Source organism: Blautia luti (assembly GCF_033096465.1).
Lineage (GTDB): Bacteria > Bacillota > Clostridia > Lachnospirales > Lachnospiraceae > Blautia_A > Blautia_A luti.
The window spans coordinates 1,710,165-1,733,819 of the sequence record NZ_AP028156.1; the positions used below are offsets into that span (position 1 = coordinate 1,710,165).

23 protein-coding genes are annotated in these 23,655 nt (G+C 40.9%); 6 read left to right on the forward strand and 17 right to left on the reverse strand.

The window, feature by feature from the left end:
* The first annotated feature begins 27 nt into the window (after nucleotides 1–27).
* The 6 genes from R8695_RS08075 to R8695_RS08100 all read left to right on the forward strand — a co-directional run bounded on the left by R8695_RS08075 (nucleotide 28) and on the right by R8695_RS08100 (nucleotide 6,246).
* Entirely contained in the window at nucleotides 28–663 is a 636-nt protein-coding gene (locus R8695_RS08075) for a cytidylate kinase-like family protein (protein ID WP_118511503.1), read from the forward strand.
* 141 nt (nucleotides 664–804) lie between these two features.
* Nucleotides 805–2,262, forward strand: coding sequence for an AI-2E family transporter (locus R8695_RS08080; protein WP_154780624.1), 1,458 nt, complete (start codon nucleotides 805–807; stop codon nucleotides 2,260–2,262).
* The gene (gene dtd, locus R8695_RS08085) at nucleotides 2,259–2,705 is read left to right on the forward strand and encodes a D-aminoacyl-tRNA deacylase (RefSeq protein ID WP_154780625.1); all 447 of its coding nucleotides are present in this window, start codon (nucleotides 2,259–2,261) and stop codon (nucleotides 2,703–2,705) included. Before R8695_RS08080 ends, dtd begins: the two co-directional genes overlap by 4 nt.
* A 45-nt stretch (nucleotides 2,706–2,750) precedes the next feature.
* Nucleotides 2,751–4,283, forward strand: a complete 1,533-nt coding sequence (locus tag R8695_RS08090; RefSeq protein ID WP_154780626.1) for a peptidoglycan DD-metalloendopeptidase family protein — start codon at nucleotides 2,751–2,753, stop codon at nucleotides 4,281–4,283.
* A 37-nt stretch (nucleotides 4,284–4,320) separates the two neighbouring features.
* Entirely contained in the window at nucleotides 4,321–4,776 is a 456-nt protein-coding gene (locus R8695_RS08095) for an acyl-CoA thioesterase (RefSeq protein ID WP_118511495.1), read from the forward strand.
* Nucleotides 4,777–5,166: 390 nt separating this feature from the next.
* On the forward strand, nucleotides 5,167–6,246 hold the full coding sequence (locus tag R8695_RS08100) for a tyrosine-type recombinase/integrase (RefSeq protein ID WP_118511493.1): 1,080 nt from the start codon (nucleotides 5,167–5,169) through the stop codon (nucleotides 6,244–6,246).
* A gap of 86 nt (nucleotides 6,247–6,332) precedes the next feature.
* On the opposite strand, the gene R8695_RS08105 is transcribed toward R8695_RS08100, so the two are convergent.
* The 17 genes from R8695_RS08105 to miaA form a co-directional block, all read right to left on the reverse strand.
* A complete protein-coding gene (locus R8695_RS08105) occupies nucleotides 6,333–6,593 on the reverse strand; it encodes a hypothetical protein (RefSeq protein ID WP_118511491.1) in 261 nt (86 codons plus the stop codon).
* Between the two features lie 283 nt (nucleotides 6,594–6,876).
* Entirely contained in the window at nucleotides 6,877–7,296 is a 420-nt protein-coding gene (locus tag R8695_RS08110; RefSeq protein ID WP_118511489.1) for a twitching motility protein PilT, read from the reverse strand.
* Nucleotides 7,297–7,498: 202 nt separating this feature from the next.
* Nucleotides 7,499–8,047, reverse strand: coding sequence for a hypothetical protein (locus R8695_RS08115; protein ID WP_154780627.1), 549 nt, complete (start codon nucleotides 8,045–8,047; stop codon nucleotides 7,499–7,501).
* Nucleotides 8,044–8,862, reverse strand: coding sequence for a GTP pyrophosphokinase (locus R8695_RS08120; RefSeq protein WP_118511548.1), 819 nt, complete (start codon nucleotides 8,860–8,862; stop codon nucleotides 8,044–8,046). Before R8695_RS08120 ends, R8695_RS08115 begins: the two co-directional genes overlap by 4 nt.
* A gap of 71 nt (nucleotides 8,863–8,933) precedes the next feature.
* Nucleotides 8,934–10,157, reverse strand: a complete 1,224-nt coding sequence (locus tag R8695_RS08125) for a D-alanyl-D-alanine carboxypeptidase family protein (protein ID WP_243139551.1) — start codon at nucleotides 10,155–10,157, stop codon at nucleotides 8,934–8,936.
* The gene (locus R8695_RS08130) at nucleotides 10,154–11,314 is read right to left on the reverse strand and encodes an FtsW/RodA/SpoVE family cell cycle protein (RefSeq protein ID WP_118511485.1); all 1,161 of its coding nucleotides are present in this window, start codon (nucleotides 11,312–11,314) and stop codon (nucleotides 10,154–10,156) included. The genes R8695_RS08125 and R8695_RS08130 overlap by 4 nt, the downstream gene beginning before the upstream one ends.
* Before the next feature lie 2 nt (nucleotides 11,315–11,316).
* Nucleotides 11,317–11,559 (reverse strand): cell division topological specificity factor MinE, encoded by a 243-nt coding sequence (gene minE, locus R8695_RS08135; RefSeq protein WP_118511483.1) that lies wholly within the window; start codon nucleotides 11,557–11,559, stop codon nucleotides 11,317–11,319.
* Between the two features lie 15 nt (nucleotides 11,560–11,574).
* A complete protein-coding gene (minD, locus tag R8695_RS08140; RefSeq protein WP_118511481.1) occupies nucleotides 11,575–12,363 on the reverse strand; it encodes a septum site-determining protein MinD in 789 nt (262 codons plus the stop codon).
* A gap of 74 nt (nucleotides 12,364–12,437) precedes the next feature.
* Complete coding sequence (locus R8695_RS08145) at nucleotides 12,438–15,335, reverse strand: penicillin-binding transpeptidase domain-containing protein (protein ID WP_118511479.1); 2,898 nt, start codon at nucleotides 15,333–15,335, stop codon at nucleotides 12,438–12,440.
* Nucleotides 15,320–15,847 (reverse strand): rod shape-determining protein MreD, encoded by a 528-nt coding sequence (gene mreD, locus R8695_RS08150; RefSeq protein ID WP_118511477.1) that lies wholly within the window; start codon nucleotides 15,845–15,847, stop codon nucleotides 15,320–15,322. Before mreD ends, R8695_RS08145 begins: the two co-directional genes overlap by 16 nt.
* A complete protein-coding gene (gene mreC / locus R8695_RS08155; RefSeq protein WP_118511475.1) occupies nucleotides 15,837–16,727 on the reverse strand; it encodes a rod shape-determining protein MreC in 891 nt (296 codons plus the stop codon). Before mreC ends, mreD begins: the two co-directional genes overlap by 11 nt.
* 16 nt (nucleotides 16,728–16,743) lie before the next feature.
* On the reverse strand, nucleotides 16,744–17,757 hold the full coding sequence (locus R8695_RS08160; RefSeq protein ID WP_118511473.1) for a rod shape-determining protein: 1,014 nt from the start codon (nucleotides 17,755–17,757) through the stop codon (nucleotides 16,744–16,746).
* 43 nt (nucleotides 17,758–17,800) lie between these two features.
* Complete coding sequence (gene radC, locus R8695_RS08165) at nucleotides 17,801–18,511, reverse strand: RadC family protein (RefSeq protein WP_118511471.1); 711 nt, start codon at nucleotides 18,509–18,511, stop codon at nucleotides 17,801–17,803.
* 84 nt (nucleotides 18,512–18,595) lie between these two features.
* Complete coding sequence (locus R8695_RS08170) at nucleotides 18,596–20,182, reverse strand: NAD(P)/FAD-dependent oxidoreductase (protein WP_154780628.1); 1,587 nt, start codon at nucleotides 20,180–20,182, stop codon at nucleotides 18,596–18,598.
* Complete coding sequence (locus R8695_RS08175) at nucleotides 20,179–21,369, reverse strand: BaiN/RdsA family NAD(P)/FAD-dependent oxidoreductase (protein ID WP_154780629.1); 1,191 nt, start codon at nucleotides 21,367–21,369, stop codon at nucleotides 20,179–20,181. Before R8695_RS08175 ends, R8695_RS08170 begins: the two co-directional genes overlap by 4 nt.
* Before the next feature lie 24 nt (nucleotides 21,370–21,393).
* Nucleotides 21,394–22,671: a methionine gamma-lyase family protein gene (locus tag R8695_RS08180; RefSeq protein ID WP_118511465.1), complete on the reverse strand. Its 1,278-nt coding sequence runs from the start codon at nucleotides 22,669–22,671 to the stop codon at nucleotides 21,394–21,396.
* 33 nt (nucleotides 22,672–22,704) lie between these two features.
* Nucleotides 22,705–23,649 carry a tRNA (adenosine(37)-N6)-dimethylallyltransferase MiaA gene (miaA, locus tag R8695_RS08185; RefSeq protein ID WP_154780630.1) on the reverse strand — a complete coding sequence of 315 codons (945 nt, stop codon included), beginning with the start codon at nucleotides 23,647–23,649 and terminating at the stop codon, nucleotides 22,705–22,707.
* Between the last annotated feature and the right edge of the window lie 6 nt (nucleotides 23,650–23,655).

Below are 23,655 nucleotides of genomic sequence, written 5' to 3' on the forward strand. Positions count from 1 at the left end.
AAGACGTGACGGAAGGGAGTGTAGCTTATGAACAGTACAAGTTCAATTATTACAATAGGACGTGAATACGGAAGTGGAGGCAGGCAGATAGGGCAGGAAGTTGCAAAATACTTCGGCGTTAAATGCTATGATAAAGAACTTCTGGAGCATGCAGCCAATGAAAGCGGCATCTGCAAGGAACTTTTTGAAAATCATGATGAGAGGCCTACCAACAGCTTTTTATATTCTCTGGTAATGGACACCTATTCTTTCGGTTATTCTTCAGCTGGCTTTACAGATATGCCTATGAATCATAAGGTTTTTCTTGCGCAGTTTGATGCGATCAAGAAACTGGCTTCTGAAGGCCCCTGTGTTATGGTTGGAAGATGTGCAGATTATGCTTTGGCAGAATACAAAGACTGCTTCAGTGTATTTGTTCATGCAGACACAGACTGGCGGATCAGCCGTCTGGCTCAGAAGCATAATAAAACACCAAAAGAAGCCAAAGACATGATCAATAAAACAGATAAAAGCCGTTCCAGTTATTACAATTACTATACAAATAAGAAATGGGGCGCTGCTGCCAGTTACAACCTCTGTGTAGACAGTAGTAAACTTGGAATTGAAGGCGCAGCTAAAGCTATCATCCAGGCAATTGAAATATTTGACTCCATGAAAAAATAAATATCATCAAATAAAGGCTTCTGCTGATTTGGGCAGGAGTCTTTATTTGTTCCCTATATTATTTTATTAAAATTTCATTAAATCCAGAGACATCTATTAAAAAAAATGTTATAATCGTACCATCTTAAAAAGGAGGATGTTATGAAGTTTCGTTGGGACAATCGCTATTTGCACTGGGGTGTAACCGCTTTTTTGGTAATTGCCGCCAGTATGCTGTTTTATTACGGTATTTTTCACATGAAGACTCTGATCATCGGGATTAAAACTTTTCTGGGGATTATGGCCCCTATTATTTATGGTGTGATTCTGGCCTATCTTCTCAGTCCGTTGATCAATCTATTTGAGCAGAAACTAATCTACCCACAGCTAAAAAAACATGAGGTTCATCTGCAGAAAAAAGGAAAACGCGCGATCCGCTGGGCATGTGTTATTCTTTCCATGTTTTTATTCTGGGTGCTCATTTATGCTTTGCTCATGATGGTACTTCCTCAGCTGATCCGAAGTGTTATGAGTATTATCTACAGCTTTCCATACTATGTAAAGGTTATTGAAAAATGGCTTAATTCTTTTGTTGAACATGGATGGAACCTGAATTCAGAAACCATTGATATGATCAATCAGTATTCTGCAAAGGCACAGGATTACCTGACTACCAATATTCTGCCGCAGATGCAGGATATGCTTAAAAACATTTCAGCAGGTATTTTTGATATTCTGACATTTATGAAGAATTTTCTGATCGGAGCGATCGTTGCCTTGTATGTGCTTGCAGACAAAGAGAAGTTTGTTGCCAAAAGCAAAATGTTCGTATACGCAGTGCTGCCTCACAAATGGGCGAATCTGCTGATCCATGCCATGCGTTTTACACATAAAACATTCGGAGGATTTATATACGGCAAGCTTCTTGATTCAGCCATTATCGGAGTTCTGTGCTATATTGGAATGCTGCTTCTCCATATGCCATTCCCTATCCTGGTCAGCGTGATCATAGGTGTTACAAATATCATTCCATTTTTTGGACCGTACATCGGAGCTATTCCATGTATCCTCCTGATTTTGGTGGTAGATCCTTTAAAGGGGCTGTATTTTGCCATCTTTATCCTGCTTCTTCAGCAGTTTGATGGGAATATCCTGGGGCCGAAGATTCTGGGCGAAACTACAGGACTTTCCAGTTTTATGGTCATTGTTGCGATCCTTATTGGCGGCGGCCTTTTCGGTGTTCCGGGAATGATCGCCGGTGTTCCGGTTTTCGCAGTACTTTATGCAATGGGATGGCGTCTGATCGATCATTCTTTAAGCAAACGTAAAATGCCTGTACAGGAGGAAGCCTATGTAAATATTGACTGTCTGGATGATCGGACAGGAGAAGTAGTTCCTCTTCGTAAAGAAGAACCACGCAAAATATCTCCTGAAAAGCTTGCAGAAAACAGAAACAATTTCTTTATGAAAATATGGAATCCATTTTCCCATCTGGTTCTGCTTATCTGGAAATATCTGCTTAAGTTTCTTCAGATTGTCTGGGAATATATAAAACAGGCATGGCGCATTTTAAAAGACAGGTATCACCAAATAAAAACAAAACAGGAGAAGAAAAAATGAGATTACTGATCCAGCGTGTAAATCACGCACAGGTTGCTGTAGATGGCAATATCTGCGGTAAAATCGGAAAAGGGTTGCTGGTTTTTATCGGCGTAGGGCACGAAGATACCAGGCAGATTGCTGATAAATATCTGAAAAAGCTCCTGGGGCTTCGTATTTTTGAGGATGAAAACGGGAAAACAAACCTGTCACTGGCAGATGTAAAAGGAGAACTTCTGATGATTTCCCAGTTTACGCTTTATGCAGACTGTAAACGTGGAAACCGCCCTGGTTTCACAAATGCAGGAGCGCCGGATATGGCCAATGAACTTTATCAGTATATGATCCAGGAAGCCCGGAAACAGATCCCGGTAGTGGAAGAGGGGATTTTCGGTGCAGATATGAAGGTTTCTTTAGAAAATGATGGACCTTTTACCATTATTCTGGATGAAGCAATTATGTAAAGTTTCTAATTGAATTGTGTTGTCTGAAAAGGAGAGACATCCTCCATGAAAAAGAGAAGGTATCTGCTTGCTGTGATCTGTCTTTTTATCGCAGTTGTATGTTCCGGGGGGTTCATACAATCTTCTGCAGTTACAGTTCAGGCGGCAGCAAAAACAACAGGTTTTGTTAAAAAAGGAAATTACTGGTATTTTTATGACAAAAAAGGAAAGCTGATAAAAGGATGGTATCAGCCTTCTTCCGGCCGTAAATACTATTTTGGAAAAACCGGTGCAGCCAAATCCGGTATCCTTACGATCAATGGGAAAAAATACTGTTTTAACGCAAAGGGACGAATGCTGACTACCTGGCAGACGGTAAACGGCAAGACTTATTTCTTTGATGAAAAAAACGGATATATGTATACCGGATGGATTACCACTCCGGCAGGAAATAAATACTATTTCTGGAAAGACGGTGTAATACGTTCCGGTTTTCATAAAGTAGGAAAAACCTATTATTGTTTTTCAAATAAGGGTAAAATGCTGAAAAACTGCTTTCAGAAGAATGGCAGATCTACCTACTATCTGAAAGCTGATGGAAAGATGGCCAAAGGCCGTTATAAAGTCAAAGGCGTCTGGTATTCTTTTAACCGTAATAACGGACGACTGGTAAAAAATGGATGGTATAAAGAAACAGATGGTTCCTATTATTACGCTGCAGCTAATGGAAAACTGGTAAAGGGATTCTATAAACCGGATGCCTATTACAGATATTTCAGGAAATCTGATTGTAAATTGCTGACTGGCTGGCAGGAGATAGATGGAGAACGATATTATTTTAAATCCACGAATGGAATCCGTTATGACAGCTGTTTCCTGACTTTATCCGGACATCGCTATTATTTTCTGTCTGATGGGAAACTCTGTACCGGCAAATGGTTTTCCAAAAATGGATCTAGGTATTATGCACAACCAAATGGTGTACTGGCTACAGGATGGCTGAAGCTGAACAATAAAAAATATTATCTGAATCCGTCTACCGGTGCCCGCGAGACAGGGTGGGTGACTATTCGTGGCAAACAGTATTATTTCAGTCCGTCTACCGGAGCAATGGCAGTCAGGCAATGGATTGATAAGAATAATTACGTAGGAGATGACGGAGCACTGATTCCAGATTATCAAAAGGTTTCTTTCCGCTGGCCATTAAAAGGCTATAAGTATATCAGCAGTTATTTCGGAAAGAGACAGTCACCAGGTGGTATTGGCTCCACAAGCCATAAAGGAATTGATATCCCGGCTCCTATAGGAACGCCCATCTATGCAGCTGCCGGCGGCACAGTTGTAGCTTTGCAAAAGCCTTCTGCAAGCGGCGGAGCAGGGTATTATACCATGATCAACCATGGGAGAGGACTGATCACCGAATATATGCATCAGTCCAAATTCTATCCAACCCTGAAAGTAGGAGCTACCGTAAGAAAAGGACAGATTATTGGTTATGTGGGAAATACAGGAAACAGTACAGGTGCTCATCTGCATTTCGGTGTTAAGGTAAACGGTGTGAATCAGAATCCTTTAAACTATGTGAAACAACCATCCTGAGTGTTCCTGTAAAATCAGCGAAAGAAGGTTACATAATATGTACATATATTTACGTAAAGCTCAATATCATGAAACAGATCAAATGGGTATCATTCATCATTCCAATTATGTAAAATGGATGGAAGAAGCCCGGATTGGATATATGGATCAGATGGGGTTCAGTTATAAAAAAGTAGAAGAACTGGGAGTGATATCTCCTGTAGTAGAAATTTCTGTTTCTTATAAAAAACAGGTTTCATTTGATGATGAGATTGAAATCCGTGTAAGTATAAAAAAATATAATGGTATTTCTCTGGAATTTAACTATGAATTCTTTAACCGGACTAAAAATGAAATCTGTACCACCGCATATTCCAGACATTGTTTCCTGAAGGATGAATGTCTGATTTCTGTTAAAAAGACAATTCCTGAACTGGATCATGCAATATCAGATTGTATGGGATCAAAAACAGAACACACCGGAAGAGGCAACAGTAACACAGGAATATCTTAATGAACTGGAAGCAGATGTTTTATCTATTGATTTTCTGATCGCATTTGCAGGTTCAGAAAAGGGTGAACAGGTATTTGGCGCAGACCGGGCCAAACATATTATAATAAACTTTATATTACTATATTACATAGTAAATAATAACATAACAGATACGTTAAATGAGAAACATGGTTTATCGTATCTGTTTTATTTTTTTATCATAGTTTGGTTTATTACTTTATATATGTGTGTTATATGTATACAAAGGGATTTTTACATAGTTTGATAGTGAAATAAGAGTGTTTTATATCTATACGACAAACGCGAGTTTTTCATATAGATATTGCTTTAAAGCCACTTTCATGGTATAATTTTTGTGTTGACCAGTTTATATTCTAAAGGAGTTTTTCAATGGACAATTACGCAGATTATAATGATAATAAAAAAGTTACTTACCATGAGCAAACCGATATTCTGAATATCCTGAAGCTTCGTGCTGTTTTAAAAACGCTTCCTGATTTCTGTAAGGATTATTTTCGCGCTATGGATCCGCTTACTACTACAAAAACGCGAATTTCCTATGCCTATGATATCCGTATCTTTTTCCAGTTTTTGCTGGATGAGAATCCTGTTTTTAAGGATTGTTCTATGAAAGATTTCACTGTGGATGTTTTGGATCAGATTAAAGCAGTTGATATTGAGGAATATCAGGAATATCTGAAAGTCTACAAAAACGGGGACAAAACCGAGACAAACGGCGAACGTGGATTAAAGAGAAAAATCTCTGCCTTAAGGAGCTTCTATGCATATTATTATAAGCATGAATTTATCAAAACTAATCCAACTGTTCTCATAGACGTTCCGAAAACTCATGAAAAAAGCATTATCCGACTTGATGCCGATGAAGTTGCTATGCTTCTGGATTATATAGAACACTGTGGCGATGAGCTTACCGGTCAGAAACGTGTTTATTACGAAAAAACCAAGGAACGTGATTTAGCGATCGTTACTCTCCTGCTTGGTACAGGAATCCGTGTATCCGAGTGCGTAGGACTGGATGTTGAAGATGTGGATTTTAAAAATAATGGAATTAAAGTCACCCGAAAAGGCGGCAATGAAATGGTGGTATATTTTGGCCGTGAAGTAGAAAAAGCCCTGAAAAAATATATAGAAGTCCGTGAAAATATAGTTTCCATAGCCGGGCATGAACACGCTCTCTTCTATTCTACCCAGAGAAAAAGAATCGGCATCCAGGCCGTTGAAAATCTGGTAAAGAAATACTCCCGTGCAATCACGACTACCAAGAAAATCACTCCACATAAGCTTCGCAGTACCTATGGCACTGCTCTGTACCAGGAAACCGGTGATATTTACCTTGTAGCCGATGTATTAGGCCATAGAGACGTAAATACCACTAAGAAGCATTATGCAGCCATGGATGATGCCAGACGCCGTAAAGCAGCCACTGCAGTTCATTTACGGGAAGATTGAGTTCTTATATTTATATATGCAGATGTATCCCGGATATCTTTCCCTGACAGAATCCGGGATACATCTGCATTACTTTTCAAATTTACTTATTCTTCATCGAAATCCGTCTCAAATACACCCTCAGGAGTGCGCATTGTCAGTACACCGAGATTAAACTCTTCATCCATAACAGTAATATGATATTCAAAGATAATATCATCCTCAAATTTGGAAAGTAAAACATAGGATCCGTTCTCTTTTCCTTCAATCTGGTCACAAATGTCTCCATAAACCGCTTCACCGGAAATAGCTCTTGGATATCCGGCATCTTTAATTTTCTTTTCAATTGTTCTATACAGTTCTTCCATGTTAATCTCCTTTTATTCTTCTCACTATTTTAGTCTGGCAGATAAAATTATCCCCTTCGCTGTTTGCTTATAGCCCAATAATGATTTTGCATTTTGCTAATTTATTGCTTCTGAATTTTTATTCATATATACACTATTTCTTCATAATAACAGGTACAGTCACAAAATGCAACTAAAAAGGATATCTGCAATCACAATACAGGCAGATATCCTTTTGTTTACGCTATGTAGTTTTTAGTATCAAGTTATAATAAAAGACTGTTTTCCTGTTTGTTTTTATTTATTATAAAGCCACTGCAATCTTATCGTGGAATGCTTCAGGAACTTCTTCTTTGTCTAAAGATACGCTGATTACAAAAGTAACGTTAAACTGTTTGCCAATCTCATCTAACTGTGACAGAGTAGCTGTAATATCTTTGTCTTCCAGTTTCGCAACTTTAAGGAAGCTGTCAAGATATACCTGTTCAAGATCGTGATCCTGAGAAAGAATACCACAGATAAATCCAACAAATTCATCTGCATTCTTAATCGGGAATCCGGATACATCAATGAGACGTACTTTGTTATTGAGTTCGTACATATGTTTTGTGCTCTTGTCTAAGTAGACAATGCTTCCATTTGCCTCTTTTACTGCACCATTTACTTTATCTAACAGTACTTTTGTTTTGCCTTTGCCTTTCTTTCCTACAATCAGTTCAACCATGCTGTTTTCCTCCTTAGACACATATAATATTAATTTTGACTAAAAACTTCAATTAATATGTTATATATTATAGTGCATATTATTCAAAAACACAAGTGGTATTTGCACTTTTTTGTGAATTTTTATTGAATTTTTTAAATTTTATTATTCATTGAACCAAAGAGATGAATTTTTCAGTACCGTCCCTGTTGTCAGAAAATTTTTACCTGCCTGCCTTCTGTGTAAGAAAATGAAACAGTTCCAGATATTCTTTTTCCGTGTATTCAAATGGATGTACTTTATAATCTATAGAAATATGAACCAATGGCTTTTTTGTTGTCTGGGTCTCGTTAAGAAGATACGTCAGATCGAACCAGAGCATGTCGTCATCAATTTCTTTTAACTGTTTTTTTTCTTCCTGGGTCAGTAAATTTCCCAGATATTTCTCGTAAATTAAATTCAGCAGAGATTCTTCCTGTCTTTTGTAGCCTGCCAGAGTCTTTTTGAATGGCCTTGGTACATCGGATAAATAACATTCGCTGGCATCATGGAGAAGGCATGCCAATGCCATACGGTCAGAACAGCCTCTTGCAAGAGCTTCTCTGGCACAGTTGATACAATGCTGCCCTACAGAAAAGAACGTCTGTACATGACCGTTTCCGCGGCAGATCAGGGACAGGGCATGTGCGATGTCTTCTATGCAGATCATATCCGGATCAGGATTTACCGGATCGATATGTCTGCCGGTGTAAGTTGTGATACAGTCACTCATAATTGTTTTCTCCTGTTTTCTCGTGTAATGGGCAGCCCCATAGGAAGAAAGATTCCCTCTTCATCTTCTTCCTCCGGAGAGTTCTGAATGATCACGTTTCGGATATTCTGCATCCGTTCATCCAGTGCTGCACTCTGCTTTGCACAGTCAGAAAGTTCATCCTGAAGAAATTTGATCTGATCCGGGGCGATATTTTTCTTATATCTCATCTTATGCTCAAGGCTTGCCCAGAAGTCCATTGCTATAGTGCGAAGCTGTACTTCAACAGTTACAAATTTCTTGGTATTCTGCAAAAAGATCGGTACCTGTACGATCAGATGAAGACTTCTGTAGCCACTGGGTTTAGGATTTTTGATATAGTCCTTTTCCTCAATGAGGGTAATATCGTCCTGGTTCAAAAAACTTTCTGCGATCTCATAAATGTCGTCAGGAAAAGAACAGATGACTCTGACTCCTGCAATATCATTAATATTTTTTTCTATGGAATCCAATGTCAGAGGAATATTTTTTCTGCGTATTTTCCGCAGCAGACTGTCATAAGATTTTACCCGGGTCTTGATGCTTTCTATTGGATTTTTATCATACTGCAAAGAATATTCCTGATTTAAAACCTTGAATTTGGTCTCTATTTCCATAATTGCACATTTATAATAAGACATCAGCAGATCCATGGGCTTTTTGTTCTTCTCAAGCATCTCCAGGAATTCATCCGAAAGCAGACTGTTTCTTACAAATTCATCCCGCTTTCGTTCGATCAGATTTCTTCCCTGCTCCCTTAAATCTTTTAATTCTTCTATGTTTCTCATTTTCTTCATCTCCATTAATTAAAAAACTGCAGTAACCATTTCAGTCACTGCAGTTATTGTAGCACAAAAATGCCAATTATTTAACTGTTAATATTCTGAAGCAGAGAATTCATTTCCTGATACAGAAGATCTTTACTGGAGGCTCCCATCACAATAGATACGAAAGTCTTTCCGTAAGCATTCTGCGTCAGAATAGCCAGACAATTGCCGGCTGAGTCTGTTGTTCCTGTTTTTCCCCCAAGGATTGTCACATCTTTCGGCGGAGTTGCCTCTCCTGTAAGATAATGATCAGTAGCCTGAAGGGTTGTACTCAATGCGGAACCATCTGCACCTGTATAATTAACTGTATAGGAAGACAACTGTGTAATTTCTGTAAATTCCTTATACTTCATCGCTTCATTCAACATCAGATAAATATCATATGGTGTGGTATAATGATTTTCATCCTGAAGACCATGTGGATTAGTGAAATGTGTCCCTGTGCATCCCAGTGCTGCCGCATAGCTGTTCATCATTTGGACAAAATTCTCTGTACTTCCACCCACATATTCAGCGATAGCAGAAGCTGCATCATTTCCTGAATATACCAGAAGACAATGCAAAAGCTGATCCAATGTTACCTGATCACCTGCTGAGAACCCACACACCTGAGAACCTTCTTCCAATGTAACATTTTCCTGGGAAATCGTTACGTTATCATCCAGTTTCCCACTTTTCAATGCAAGCATTGCAGTCATGATCTTGGTAATACTTGCCGGATAAACCTTATCATAAATTCCCTTTGCATATAATACTTTATGGTTGTTCAGACTGAACAACAGACCGCTCTGATCATCTTCTAAAGATACATTCTGTATCTTGTCCACATCGCCTTTAGAAGAAACACATAATTTCTGGGCAAAAGAGGTTGTTTTCATGTTTTCTTTTGAAGCCAGACTATTCGTAAAAACCTGTGAAGAATCAAATGCCTGAACCGGTTTTCCGACATAGTTTCCTCTCATGATCTGCATTGCCACATAAGCACCGCCTGCGGCCAGCACCAGTATGAGAAGAAGCAGTATCGTATGGCCGATTCGCTTCCCTCTGGCACGTTTATAACGGGATCTCTTCTGAACGGCAGCTTTTGCTTTTTTCTGTTCTGTCAGTTCCAGCTGTCGGGAAGGTCTCTGAGACTTTGGAAGTACAGTCGTATGAACCGGTCTTGCACTTTCTTTTCTGATATTTCTGTTCCCTGACATATTTTTGTACGGTGTCGCTGACTTTTTCTCAGGTGTCTTCTGAGGAGATGACTTTCCTAATCTCATAAGTATTCCTCTCTCCTGTCTATTTCCTTTTTCATGATTTCTTTGTTGTATGTGCTGCTCTGAAGACCTACATTGAGAACAAGTCCCATACCAATATACAAACTGATCAGAGAAGTCAGTCCATAGCTTACAAATGGAAGAGGTGTACCTGTATTTGGTGCAAGTCCTGTAGCAACACAGATGTTAATAAAACTCTGAAGTGCAACCAGACCGCCTACGCCGCAGCAAAGGATCTTTCCTGACAGATCCTTCGCCCGCAGGCTCATCCGGATACATTCAAAAGAAATTGCCAGCAGCAACAATATGATTACCACACATCCCAGAAATCCATATTCCTCACCTGCAACTGCAAAAATAAAGTCTGTCTGATTCTCAGAAACAAAATTACCCTGATTTACAGAAGTTACACTGTCATCACCACTTAATTTCTTTCCAACCAGCTCTCCTGATGCGATAGCAGTTTTGGAATTATTCTGCTGTTCGATATTATCTGAATATTCTTCATTTTCAGGATACAGGAAAGACATAATACGGTCTCTCTGATAATCTTTGATCAGTTTCTGATCCGGTTGGACCACAATTGACAAAAAGATGATCAAAAGCGGTACTGCGATCAGGAGAGCCCCTCCTATGATCTTATAACTTAAACCTGCGATATAGATCATAATACAGAATATAACAATAACAGTAATGGTATTTTTCAGGTCAGGCTGCTGCAGAATCAGAAACAACGGTACTGCAAGAAGTATTGCTGACAGTCCAAGAGTTTTCGGTGTATTCAGATGTTCCTCATTATCCATGAAAAATTTTGCAAAAAACACAATCAGTATAATCTTCGATAACTCTGTAGGCTGAAATGTAAAGGATCCGATACTGATCCATCTGGCTGCACCGTTGGCACTGTTTCCGGCAATACGTACTATCACCAGCATAACGATGTTAAATCCATACATGATCCACTGAAAATTCATCAGCCAGGAATAATCCATCAGTGACAATATTAACATAAAGATTACACCCAGAATCACTCCTACAAACTGTTTAGACTTCAGATCTGAAGCAGCAGTTCCAACCAGTGTAACACCAATCATACTGATGGCAAGCAGAAACACTACCAGTCTGAAATTATAAAATCGTAACTTATATTGCTTTAACATATTTATCTGTCCTTTTTATTCCGAACAGGAATATACGCATGAAGCACTGCCGGCTCCTGTGAAATCTGTATTTTTACCTGTTCTTCATCAATGGTAAGGTATTTCTTCACGGTATGTATCAGGTCATTCCGTAACATTTTCATCATTTGCGGAGAGCAGTCTATCCGTTCTGATATAAGGAGCAGTTTCATCCTGTCCCTGGCATATCCTGCGGAGCGTTTCTTTTCCCTGAAAAAAGCTCTCACACAAATTCCCTCCTTTTATTTTCTGAACATATTTCCCAGTCTTTTAAAGAATCCCTTCTTCTGGTTAATGTCGCTGAAAGGAACCTCTTCTCCCATCAAACGCCTGCAGATATTTTGGTACTCCTCTTCAGCCTGAGATCCCTTGCCTGAAAGCGGTTCTCCCTGATTGGTTGCGATCACGATCTGCTCGTCATCCAAAATCGTTCCTATGAGATCTACAGCAAGGATTTCAGTCACATCATCCACAGACATCATATCACCTCTGGCTATCATATCCGGTCTGAGGCGATTTATGATCAAATGAATATCACGGATATCGTTAGCTTCCAACAGACCAATGATACGGTCTGCATCTCTGATCGCGGAAACCTCCGGAGTTGTAACTACCAGTGCTTTATCAGCTCCTGCAATAGCATTTTTAAATCCCTGCTCAATTCCTGCAGGGCAATCCAGAAGTACATAATCAAACTGTTCTCTCAGGTCATCTGTAAGCTTGATCATCTGTTCCGGTGAAACAGCTGTCTTATCTTTCGTCTGTGCTGATGGAAGAAGGCACAGATCCGGATGACGCTTATCTTTGATCAGAGCCTGACGCAGACGGCAGTTCCCGTTTATCACATCTACCAGATTATACACGATCCTGTTTTCAAGTCCAAGAACTACATCCAGGTTACGAAGACCGATATCTGTATCTACTACCACAACCTTCTTTCCTAGCATGGCAAGACCGGTTCCTATATTGGCAGCTGTCGTAGTTTTACCTACTCCGCCTTTTCCGGAAGTAATCACAATGACTTCACTCATAGTTTCTATTCCTCCTAAAAGATAGCTTCCATACTTCTGGTATTCTCCCAATGTATTTCTGGTTCCATTGTATCTTAATCATTCGATGTATCGCTGGTATCACTGGCAGCAACACCTGTAAGAATCGTCTGTTCATCTGCCAGCTGGAAAATATATTTGAAAATATCATCAGCTGCAAGACACGCATTACCGGAACTGTAACCATTCTCGATACGGACAGCAATGGCATACTGTGGATCTGTAGCAGGTGCATAACCGATAAACATACCATGGTTGGGATGGTAAACACCATCCACCTCGGCTGTACCTGTCTTACCTGCCACCTGGACACCAAGGCCATCAAATTGTTTATGCGTCTGAACTACACGATACATACCATCATGGATATCATCCCATACATTCTGTGAAACATCCATAGTGTTGATCACATTCGGTTCATACTCTTTCAGAACAGATCCTTTGGAATCTGTCTGTCTGTCCAGAAGTGTAAGATCATAAACAGTACCGCTGGTTGCAATAGTAGTTGCATAACGTGCAAGCTGGCTGGTGGTATATGCATTAGTACCCTGTCCAATATAGGATGGTACTGCATAAGCATTTGATACCTGTGGAGAAGATTCTGTAAGTTCGATACCTGTTTTCTTGTCCAGTCCTATTTCAGATGCATACTTCTGAAGTACTGTCAAGCTCCGGTTTTCAGAAAAATCTCCGTTTTCATCCTGGCCAAGTTTAAAACCTACCATATTAAAGTAATAGTTACATGACTGCTCAATTGCTTCCCTGATTTCAATTTCCCCATGTCCCTGCTTGTTCCAGCAGTTGATCGCAGGAGTAACCAGGTCAAAGGAGCCTGTACAATTGATATAAGTACTATCATCCACTACACCTTCTGACATACCGGCAATGGTAGACAGGATTTTGAAAGTAGAACCCGGTGCAGTAGTCTGCTGTGTTGCCTTATTAAAAAACGGACTGGACTGGTCAAGAGAAAGTTTGGCGTAATAGTCAGTGTCCATATTGTTGACCAGACGGTTATTATCATATCCAGGATAAGATACACAGGCCAGTACATCTCCTGTATTAACATCTGTAATTACTGCAGATGCAGAACAAGGCTCCAGTGCCAGCTGTGCAGGCTCAATCTCCAGAGTATAAATTTTGTTGACCATGAAATCATAAGGCGTCATAGCTCCGGAAGCAAGTGACTCATACATGCCGTCATCTTTGGAAAGTACTCCCTGCTCATAGAGAACCAGGCACAGTTCCTGACCGGAGATCGTATCTTCCTGAAGCATATATTTATACAATAGTTTCGAAAAACTGTTGTCTGTTTTCAGATAATCAATCACATAGCTGGTAAGGGCCTGGTAAACCTCTGAAGAATCAAGATATTCTCCTTCTGTAGAGATTTTGGAGATATCAATCCAGTTCTGGCTTGCAGCATAGGTCAGATAATCTTTCAAACTGATGCTCTTATCATTGGTCCATGCCTGATATGTTGCATCTGAAGTATCAATGGCGTTCTTGGAAATGATTCCAAGGGTATCTCTGAGAAGATCATCACAGATATAAGTCATGTACTCCTGGATCTGATCATCTTCATCCTTGAGTGCTGCTGGGTTTTCTCCTGTCAGCCTCTCTGTTATTGTATCAAAAACCTGTTGCTGCTTTTGTTGAAATTTGGCATATAAATTTTTTTCTGTATCAGAAGCATCTGCTTTGCTGAATTTGCTGATATCTATCACACTGTTGGAGACCAGCGCATTGTATACATCATAGATAGGAATCTTAATCTGTGCCGCGTCCTGAACACTATAATCATACGTCTTGGTGGCTTCAATCTTGGAAAGAAGAATACCGGCGACTCTCTGTTTAAGGATTTGATAAACGGCAGACTGCCAGCTGCTGTCTATCGTCAGATATACCTCATTCCCTGCCACCGGCTCCACTCTGGTATCCGAGTCAATTTTTAATACTTTTCCAAGATTGTCTACAGTAACAGTTTCTTCTCCATCCTTGCCCTGAAGTGCTGTTTCCATATAATTTTCAATTCCAACTTTACCAACAATAGCATCATTTGCATAATCCGGATTCTTTTTACGCAGTTCTTCCAGTTCATCTGCTGATGCCTGTCCTGTGTAACCAAGGATCGGTCCCATACTCACGTCATCAATATATTTGCGGACAGAATCTTCCACAATATCAATTCCCTGAAGTTCAGACTGATTTTCTTTAATAGCAGCCACAGACTGTTCACTTACATTTGTTGCAATAGTCACTGCCATATATTTTTTGAAACTGTTGGTACTCAGCTCGTAACGAATGATAGCCAGATCCAGAATCTCCTGTCTGGTCAGTTCCAGAGGCAGATTGTGTGAGGTCAGTTCTTCTTCTGTATAAGCTTTGTCTCCGTCTAACACGATCGAAAATCCGCTGCTTCCTGTAAGGTATTCCATCATCTCATCTGCAGTGGCTTTTTTTTGTTTTTTTGTAAGGTTATCGATCAGTGCCTGTCCATATATATCTGCACGAAAACGGTTTAATGTAAAACCTTCTTCTACATCAAATTTATAATTTCCACTGTCATCCAGTACAATATGGAAATTATTACTGATAGTATCTCCATTAGACTCCAGGATATTAAGCACCTGATAGGCAGTTCCATTTAAAGTAAGATTTTTTTCTCTGGTAGAATCATAAGTTCCATTGTCTTCAAAGGTAACGGAGTACGCCAGCACGTTTGTTGCCAGCTCTTCGCCATTTTTGTCGTAAATATTTCCTCGTGTGCTTTTGATCACACGTTTCTTTGTGGTACGTGATTCAAATTTGCTGATATAATCCTGTCCCTGAATGATCTGAAGCTCAAAAAGCTGTCGTACCAGAGTTGCAGACATAAACACAAAAACCAGTACCAGTATAGTTGTACGTTTTATGCGTATTTTTCTGAAAAATCGTTTTATTTTAGTACCCAAATCGACTCACTTTCTTTCTTTAACGGATTCATTAAGTGATAGTTAATATAGCGAAAGACCCGGTAAACTACCAGGGTCAGAATGATCGTATAAAAAATTTCCGGAAGTATAATCCTGTACAGATAAGTTCCCAGTCCCAGCCTTCCTCGGAGAAGAAACTGTAGAGCATAAACAGATATCCCATAAAGCAGATCTCCCACACCTGCCAGAAGGATCGGAACTTTCAGATCATCATCATAACAGATTCTGTGAGCATATCCGCTTAAAAATCCGATATACATATAGATCAGTGCATAAAATCCAAACACGGATCCATAAAACATATCAACCAGAAATCCACAGAAAAAGCCGGTCCACATTCCATTTTTCCTGCCTCGCATCAGTCCCATGGAAATACACAGGACAAGGATCAGATTCGGCGTGATAGATCCGATGGAGATTACATGCATCACTGTACACTGGAGAAGGAAACAGATGAGAATTGTGAAAAAAAGTGTGATCTTACTCTTCATTCTGTCCTCCTTCAGTAATAGAATCCTGCTTATTTACAGTAATAACCAGGACATCCTTCAGATGCTGAAAATCCACAGGTGTAACAATTGTTCCTGTTTTTGTCAGGTTATTGCTATCCTGCTGAATATCACTTACATAACCGATAAAAAGGCCTTCCACATATTTTTCACTGATATTGGAAGTGACGATACGTTCGCCTACTGTAACTTTATTATCCTGATCATATAACTGGCTGAAACTTAACTTTCCCTCATCAATCAGCTCCAGATCACCCTCAACCACACAATTATCCTGAGTACTGACAGTCATAGCGCTGACATTGCTGCTGTCATCAATGATAGAACGTACGGTTGCCCAGTGTGTTCCCACTTCTGTGACAATTCCTACCAGACCTTTTCCTGCGATTACATTGTTATCCACACGGATCCCATCTGCAGAACCACGGTTGATCATAAAAGTATCATACCAGTTTCCCGGATCCTTGGAAATGATCTCGGCAGCAACCTTCGGATATTCTGTATACTGCTGATCCAGATTATACATCTGCTGTAATCTCACAAGTTCTGTCTGATCCTGGATCAGTTTATTGTTCTGTTCTGTCAGACTGTCCACCTGAGCTTTCAGGTTTTCGTTTTCTACAAGTATTTCTTGCTTGTCTCTCATGCTGCTCTGGATTCCTGTAAGAACTGAACTGATATTGTTGATACTGTTCTCAAAAGGAACGATCAGGGCACCTGCCGCATCCTGTAACGGTGCAGTGGTAATTCCCGAAGCAAAAGTTGCTACAATACAGCTGATGCAGAAAATAGTCATGATAGCCAGCAAATGTTTACTTTTTAAGTTTATTCTGAAACGTACTTTCTTTTTCAGGTTCTTCATAATGCACCCCTAAAAATTATAGTTTTCTCTGCGTAACCGGCACTGCCCATTTACGCAGGTCTTTATTTCTTATGATTTTCTCCAGACCGGTAACTGCTGATTTCTCATAAAGATCTGACAGATTAAAGGTAAAACCTGTATAACTTGCCAGATACTGATCAATATAGGGAAGTCTCGTGCTTCCTCCGGTTATGTAGATTCCCTGTCTGGCTATATGATAGGAAATCTGCGGAGGAATACGCTCCAGAAAAGTTTTCATTTCCTGACCGATTTCATTAACGCAGTTCATGATCCCGTCATTGACTACATAAGACGAAATGATTTCTTCTCGTGGTAAACCGGAAATACTGTCAATTCCTACTACCTTGCGTACTCCCTTTTTCTGATCACTGAGACGGCCCATAACCATTTTCAGTCTCTTGGCTGTACGTGTACCTATCTGCAGATTATAACGCTTACGTATTTCTGTACAGATAGATTCATTCAGCTGCCTGCCGCCCACAGGAATTTTTTTGCTGATAATGATCTTTCCACCGGTGATGATGGAAAATTCGGTGCTCTGGGCACCTATATTGACTATCATATTTCCAGCCGGATCCTCCAGATCCACTCCCATTGCCAGTGCATCTGCAATGGGAGCTTCTACCATAAATACCCTGTTTTTTCTGAGCCAGTGTCCATTGGCCACATGAAAATAAGCTCTTTTTTCTACAGCTGTCATATCCAGGGGAACTGTAAAATACATAACAGATCCAAATCCCAGGATGTGATCGATCTTGCGGATCATACTGTACAGTACGATTTCCTGAAGCTCCAGGTTCGCGATCATACCGAAAGCCATTGGCGAACAGACAGAAATATCTGACGGTGATTTTTCAAACATTTCGTAAGCTTCATTGCCCATGGCAATAATCCTGCGGCCTTTAGATGCGACCATGTTTTTTTCCATATAACTTTTGTTTCTAAAAAAAGAATAGACTTTTACAGAACTGCTTCCCAAATCTATCCCGTATGTTTTCTCAAACAGCATTTATCTGCCCCTTTTATTGTTACTGTTTACGGGCAATATCCCGTTATCCTGTACATGTCTCCCATAACCCGGTTTCTACAAAACTACAGTATCTGTGATCACCAATCACAATGTGATCAAGAAGAGGGATACCCAGTATTTCCCCTGCCTGATAAATTCTTTCTGTAATTTCAACATCCTCCGGACTGGGAGACGGATCCCCGCTGGGATGATTATGAATCATTATCAGGCTTATTGCATGACGACGTAAAGCTTCTATATAAATTTCCCTGGGGGTTACCAGCGAACTGGTTGCGGTTCCTCTGCTTAATATCTTATCTCCCAGAAAATGGCCCTTCACATCGACCATCATACAGATTACAAGTTCCTGCTCTTCATGTCTTAACTGCTCCATGTAATATGCTGCGATCGACCCCGGACTGTTTAATGAAAGCTGGGATCGGGCAGCAGTTGTAGCAATTCTTTTGGACAATTCTCCGATACATTTAAGCTGAACTGCCTTGACACGTCCGATTCCATGAATTTTCATCAGATCTTCCACTGAGATATGTAAAAGTCCCATCAGACCGGAATAGGAGGACTTCTCCATATACTGCAAAACTGTCTGTGCCAGTGACAGAGAATTCTGTTCTCTGGTACCACTGCGCAGGATCACAGCCAGCAATTCACTGTCACTGAGTGTATCTTCTCCCTGATAAAAACATTTCTCATAGGGACGTTGATCCTCAGGTAAATTCTTTATAATGTTTTTCATAGCATTGTCCAATGCTCTCTGACAACTTCCGGGCAAATTGCAACCTATATTCTAGCATAAAAGCGAAAGGATGTATACTCTCCCCTAAAAATTTCTGTATTTTTTAGAAATAGCTTCTGCAATCTTAATTCCATCCATAGCTGCGCTGGTAATACCGCCTGCATATCCTGCGCCTTCTCCGCAGGGATATATTCCTTCTATATTTGACAACAGATCACTGTCACGAACAATACGAACCGGTGAAGAAGTACGACTTTCCACACCGCTTAACAATGCATCATTCCTGTCAAATCCGGAGATTCTTTTTCCAAAGGAATGAACCCCTTCTTCTATGGAATTTCCTACAGTTTCCGGCAATATCGACCGTACATTGGCCAGTGTATATTCTCCTTTCATACATGGAGTGATCTCTTCCAGAGAAACACTTGGCTGATTTTTACAGAAATCACCGAAAAGCTGCACTGGAATCTTTCCCTCGCCAAGTTCCCATGCTTTACGTTCCAGTTCTCTCTGGAAACTGACGCCACCCAATGGCCCTTTTTCCGGAAAATCCTCGGGAGATACAGTTACGATCATTGCACTGTTGGCATTCCTGGAATCTCTGGCCTGATAACTCATTCCATTTACTGCCAGTTTTCCAGGTTCAGAAGATGCATTTACCACATATCCTCCAGGACACATGCAGAAAGAATAAACGCCACGGCCATTTGCACATTTATGTGTAACCTTATAGCTTGCAGCTCCCAGAAGTTCATTTTCTGCTTCTCCATAAAGATCCTCATTGATCATGGACTGGGGATGTTCAATACGAAGTCCTACGGCAAATGATTTCGGTTCCATGAACACTCCGCGCCTGTGAAGCATTTCAAATGTATCGCGGGCACTGTGTCCCACTGCCAGAACACATACCTGTGCAGGGATTTTTTCCTGTCCGTTGATCTCAATCTCTGTCAGAGAACCATTTGTAAAATGCAGATCCGTTACTTTGGAACGGAATCTGAAATGACCTCCCATATCTTCAATATCCTGACGCATTTTCTGGACAATTCCAATAAGGACATCGGTTCCCAGATGAGGTTTCTGCTGATAGAGAATCTCGTTGGGAGCTCCTGCTTCAACAAAGCGTTTCAGTACCTCATGATTACGTCCATATGGATCTTTCACAAGTGTATTTAGTTTTCCGTCAGAAAAAGTTCCTGCGCCGCCTTCTCCGAACTGTACATTGGAATCTGGATCCAATACTCCGTTTTTCCAGAAATTTTCAACCGTTTTCTGACGCTTATCTGCTTCTTCTCCTCTTTCCAGGATCAAAGGACGATAACCTGCCCGGGCCAGATACCAGCCGCAGAAGATTCCTGCCGGTCCGCTTCCGATAATAACAGGCAGATGCAGCAACGGGATATCTCCAGGTGTTGGGAACTGGTATACTTTTTCTTTAGTTACCATAACATTATTATTGTTAACTTTTCTTGCAATCTTTTGTTCATCCCGGATTTTCACATCTACAGTATACACGAAAATTTTGTCATTTTTGTGTCTGCAATCCAGAGATTGTTTTTTTATCTCATAGGAAAAAGAACATCCTGGATTTTTCAATATTTTGGCAATTTTTTTTTCAAGCTGCTCCCGGGTATGTCCTACCGGGAGTTTCATCTGGGAAATTCGAATCATCTTTTATACTCCTTTGCTGCATGGATTCCGGCTGCGGCACCGCTGCTCCATGCCCACTGAAGATTGTATCCGCCGCATGTCCCGTCAATATCCAGGAGCTCTCCTACAATATATACATTGGGACAGAATCTGGATTCCATAGTTTCGTTTACGATTTCGCTGGTATCTACTCCTCCGGAACAAACCTGCGCCTGGGAAAAGGATAAACCATCTGTAACTTCCAGTGTATACTCAGTAATAGCAGAAATCAGATTTTTCTGAGAAGTCAGTACATTGATCAGTTTTTCAGGAAACAGTCCTGTGAGAAGTTCTTTTTCATTTTTGTATGGACAATCTTTTTTTCGCTGGTGAAGAAGTTCTTTCACCTCATCGACTGTACATTCCGGAAGAAAATTAATTTTCAAAACTGCTTTTTTTCCAGTTTTCACTGCGCAAATTGCATATCTGCTCAGCTGAAATACAGGAATTCCCGAGATTCCATATTCAGTCAGCTGGAGTTCTCCTTGTTGGCAGCTGCAAAGTTCGTTATCTACCAGCAGGGAAATTCGTCCCTCGGTTCTGACTCCGGCCCAGCCTTTGTAGCTGTTTCCTTTACATTTTAAAGCTGTAAGAGCCGGATATACAGGAATAATATGATGTCCAAGACTCTTTGCCAGCTCATAGCCGCTTCCGTCAGAACCGGAAATAGAGGATGCCTTTGAACCATTGGCAAGTATGAGCGCATCTGCTTCGTAGTGCCATCCCTTGGTCAATATCTGGAAGTTATTGCCATTTCTGGCAGGTTCTATGGCAGTGACCTGCTCATTTGTCTTTATCTTTACCCCCAGATGGGAAGCTTCCATGCATAATACATCCACAACACTCTGTGCCTGATTACTTCGCGGATAGAGATATCCATTCCTGTCCAGCGGAAAGATTCCCAGTTCTTTGAAGAACTCTACCGTATCTTTGACAGAAAACCGCTCAAATGCATCTTTTACAAATTCCGGATGTCTGCCTCTGTATGCATCTTCCGGCATTGCAAGATTGGAAAAATTACATTTCCCGTTTCCTGTTGCGCAGATTTTTTTTCCTGGTTTCTCATTCTGTTCCAGAACAGTGACTGCTGCCCCGTTTCTGGCCGCCATGATCGCCGCTGTCATTCCCGAAGCACCGGCTCCTACGATCACTACCTGCCTTTTCTTCATAATCCACCCTCAACTCAATCATTGTTATTTTAAAGTCACAAGACCCTTATCTACCATTTTCTGCAGGGACATCAGTACGCCAAGCTTTGCGTGTTCCCAGGTAAGTCCGCCCTGGAAATATACTGCATATGGCGGTTTCATCGGGCCATCTGCAGAAAGCTCGATGGAAGATCCCTGTACAAATGCTCCTGCTGCCATAATTACCTGGCTGTCATATCCCGGCATGTCCCAAGGCTCCGGATCTACATAGCTGTCAACCGGTGCTGCTGCCTGGATTCCTTTACAGAATGCGATCAGTCCCTCCGGTGTGCCAAGGCTTACTGCCTGAATAATATCCTGACGCTCCTCAGTAGAATTCGGGATTACAGGGAACCCCAATTTCTCATAAACGTTTGCTGCAAATACAGCACCTTTTAACGCTCCCTTGGTAACCATTGGTGCGAGGAAAAATCCCTGGAAGAATGAACGGTTTACTCCGAGAGTAGCGCCTACTTCACTGCCAAGTCCAGGACAAGTCATTCTGTAGGACGCGTTCTCTACGCATTCTTTTGTTCCTGCAATATATCCGCCAATTGGTGCAAGTCCGCCGCCCGGGTTCTTGATCAGAGAGCCGACAACCATATCTGCGCCTACATCACTAGGTTCGATGGTGTCTACGAATTCACCATAGCAATTATCTACCATGCAGATTACATCCGGTTTGATACTCTTAACGAAAGCGATCAGTTCACCGATCTGCTTTACGGAAAATGAAGGACGGGTCTGGTATCCTTTAGAACGCTGGATCTCTACGAGACGGGTTTTCTCATTGATCGCCTTGCGGATGCTGTCATAATCGAAAGTTCCGTCTTCTAGAAGTTCTACCTGGCGGTAAGTTACACCGTATTCTGCGAGAGAACCTTTTGATGGACGAATGCCGATGACTTCTTCCAGAGTATCGTATGGTTTTCCAGCAGGCGCCAGAAGTTCATCACCTGGACGGAGATTTCCAAATAAGGCGATTGCCAGTGCGTGAGTTCCGCATGTGACCTGCGGACGTACCAGACATGCTTCTGTGTGGAACGTATCTGCATAGACTTTCTCAAGAGTTTCACGGCCAATGTCATCATAACCGTAACCGGATGAGCTGCCGAAGCACTCTGCGCTTACTTTGTTCTTCTGCATGGCAAGGAGAACTTTCATCTGGTTGTATTCTGCGGTTTTGTCAAATTTCTCAAATCTTTCTTTTAAGGATTCCTCGATTTTATGACCGAAGTCATACACTTCTGAGGAGATTCCGAGCTGTGCATACATTTCTTTCATAATTATTTATTCCTCGTTTATTTTATTGTTTTTTTAGAGAATCTTCTTATCTTTACAGATTTCCAACATCCTCTCCAGGATCATGTTTTCGTTATAATCGAACTCATCTTTATTCATCCAGATCGTGTCTTTCTCTCTGCGAAACCAGGTAAGCTGACGTTTAGCAAAGTGTCTGGTATCTCTTTTCAGGATTCTTACTGCCTCTTCCAGCGGATACTCTCCGTCCAGATAAGCAAGGATTTCTTTATATCCAAGTCCCTGCATGGAAACCATTCCTCTGTGGTATCCCATATCTTTCAATTTCTGTACTTCATCAAGAAGTCCTGCGTTCAGCATCTCATCAATTCGGTCATCAATGCGTTTGTAGAGAAGTTCTCGTGGAACATTCAGGACAAAATATGCCAGATTGTACGGGGTTTCATGTTCTTTCTGTTCCTGATTGTGTGCTGAAATCGGAGAATGATTCTGATGATAAAATTCCAGGGCGCGGATTACACGTTTTACATTGTTCGCATGGATTTCCCTGGCGCTGACCGGATCTACTTCCTGCAGCATCTGGTGAAGATATTCATTTCCTTTTTCTGCTGCAAGCTGTTCTAATTCCTGACGGTAGCCATCTTTCTGTTCTGCCTGAGTGAAATCAATATCTTTCGTAATTGCCTGTATATAGAATCCGGTTCCCCCTACCAGGATCGGGATTTTTCCTTTGGCATAGATTTCTTCCATGGCTGATTTTGCCATCTGCTGGAATTTTACGATATGAAATTCTTCCTCCGGCAGCAGTTCATCTACCAGATAATGCTTTACTCCCTGCATTTCTTTCGGACAGATCTTGGCTGATCCGATGTCCATATATTTATATACCTGCATGGAATCTGCGGAAATGATCTCTCCGTTTACTGCTTTTGCAAGTGCTATGGAGAGATGAGTTTTACCTGCTGCTGTTGGTCCGGTGAGGACAATCAGTGGCTTCTTCATAATATC

Coding starts and splice junctions, on each gene's coding strand:
- R8695_RS08095 (WP_118511495.1), top strand. CDS start 4,321: ATGTACATATATTTACGTAAAGCTCAATATCATGAAACAGATCAAATG.
- R8695_RS08160 (WP_118511473.1), bottom strand. CDS start 17,757: ATGCTGTTTGAGAAAACATACGGGATAGATTTGGGAAGCAGTTCTGTA.
- R8695_RS08080 (WP_154780624.1), top strand. CDS start 805: ATGAAGTTTCGTTGGGACAATCGCTATTTGCACTGGGGTGTAACCGCT.
- minD (WP_118511481.1), bottom strand. CDS start 12,363: ATGAGTGAAGTCATTGTGATTACTTCCGGAAAAGGCGGAGTAGGTAAA.
- dtd (WP_154780625.1), top strand. CDS start 2,259: ATGAGATTACTGATCCAGCGTGTAAATCACGCACAGGTTGCTGTAGAT.
- R8695_RS08180 (WP_118511465.1), bottom strand. CDS start 22,671: ATGAAAGAAATGTATGCACAGCTCGGAATCTCCTCAGAAGTGTATGAC.
- mreC (WP_118511475.1), bottom strand. CDS start 16,727: ATGAAGAACCTGAAAAAGAAAGTACGTTTCAGAATAAACTTAAAAAGT.
- R8695_RS08115 (WP_154780627.1), bottom strand. CDS start 8,047: ATGAGTGACTGTATCACAACTTACACCGGCAGACATATCGATCCGGTA.
- R8695_RS08170 (WP_154780628.1), bottom strand. CDS start 20,182: ATGATTCGAATTTCCCAGATGAAACTCCCGGTAGGACATACCCGGGAG.
- radC (WP_118511471.1), bottom strand. CDS start 18,511: ATGAAAAACATTATAAAGAATTTACCTGAGGATCAACGTCCCTATGAG.
- R8695_RS08175 (WP_154780629.1), bottom strand. CDS start 21,369: ATGAAGAAAAGGCAGGTAGTGATCGTAGGAGCCGGTGCTTCGGGAATG.
- mreD (WP_118511477.1), bottom strand. CDS start 15,847: ATGAAGAGTAAGATCACACTTTTTTTCACAATTCTCATCTGTTTCCTT.
- R8695_RS08100 (WP_118511493.1), top strand. CDS start 5,167: ATGGACAATTACGCAGATTATAATGATAATAAAAAAGTTACTTACCAT.
- R8695_RS08125 (WP_243139551.1), bottom strand. CDS start 10,157: ATGAGATTAGGAAAGTCATCTCCTCAGAAGACACCTGAGAAAAAGTCA.
- R8695_RS08105 (WP_118511491.1), bottom strand. CDS start 6,593: ATGGAAGAACTGTATAGAACAATTGAAAAGAAAATTAAAGATGCCGGA.
- miaA (WP_154780630.1), bottom strand. CDS start 23,649: ATGAAGAAGCCACTGATTGTCCTCACCGGACCAACAGCAGCAGGTAAA.
- R8695_RS08110 (WP_118511489.1), bottom strand. CDS start 7,296: ATGGTTGAACTGATTGTAGGAAAGAAAGGCAAAGGCAAAACAAAAGTA.
- R8695_RS08130 (WP_118511485.1), bottom strand. CDS start 11,314: ATGTTAAAGCAATATAAGTTACGATTTTATAATTTCAGACTGGTAGTG.
- R8695_RS08075 (WP_118511503.1), top strand. CDS start 28: ATGAACAGTACAAGTTCAATTATTACAATAGGACGTGAATACGGAAGT.
- R8695_RS08120 (WP_118511548.1), bottom strand. CDS start 8,862: ATGAAGAAAATGAGAAACATAGAAGAATTAAAAGATTTAAGGGAGCAG.
- R8695_RS08090 (WP_154780626.1), top strand. CDS start 2,751: ATGAAAAAGAGAAGGTATCTGCTTGCTGTGATCTGTCTTTTTATCGCA.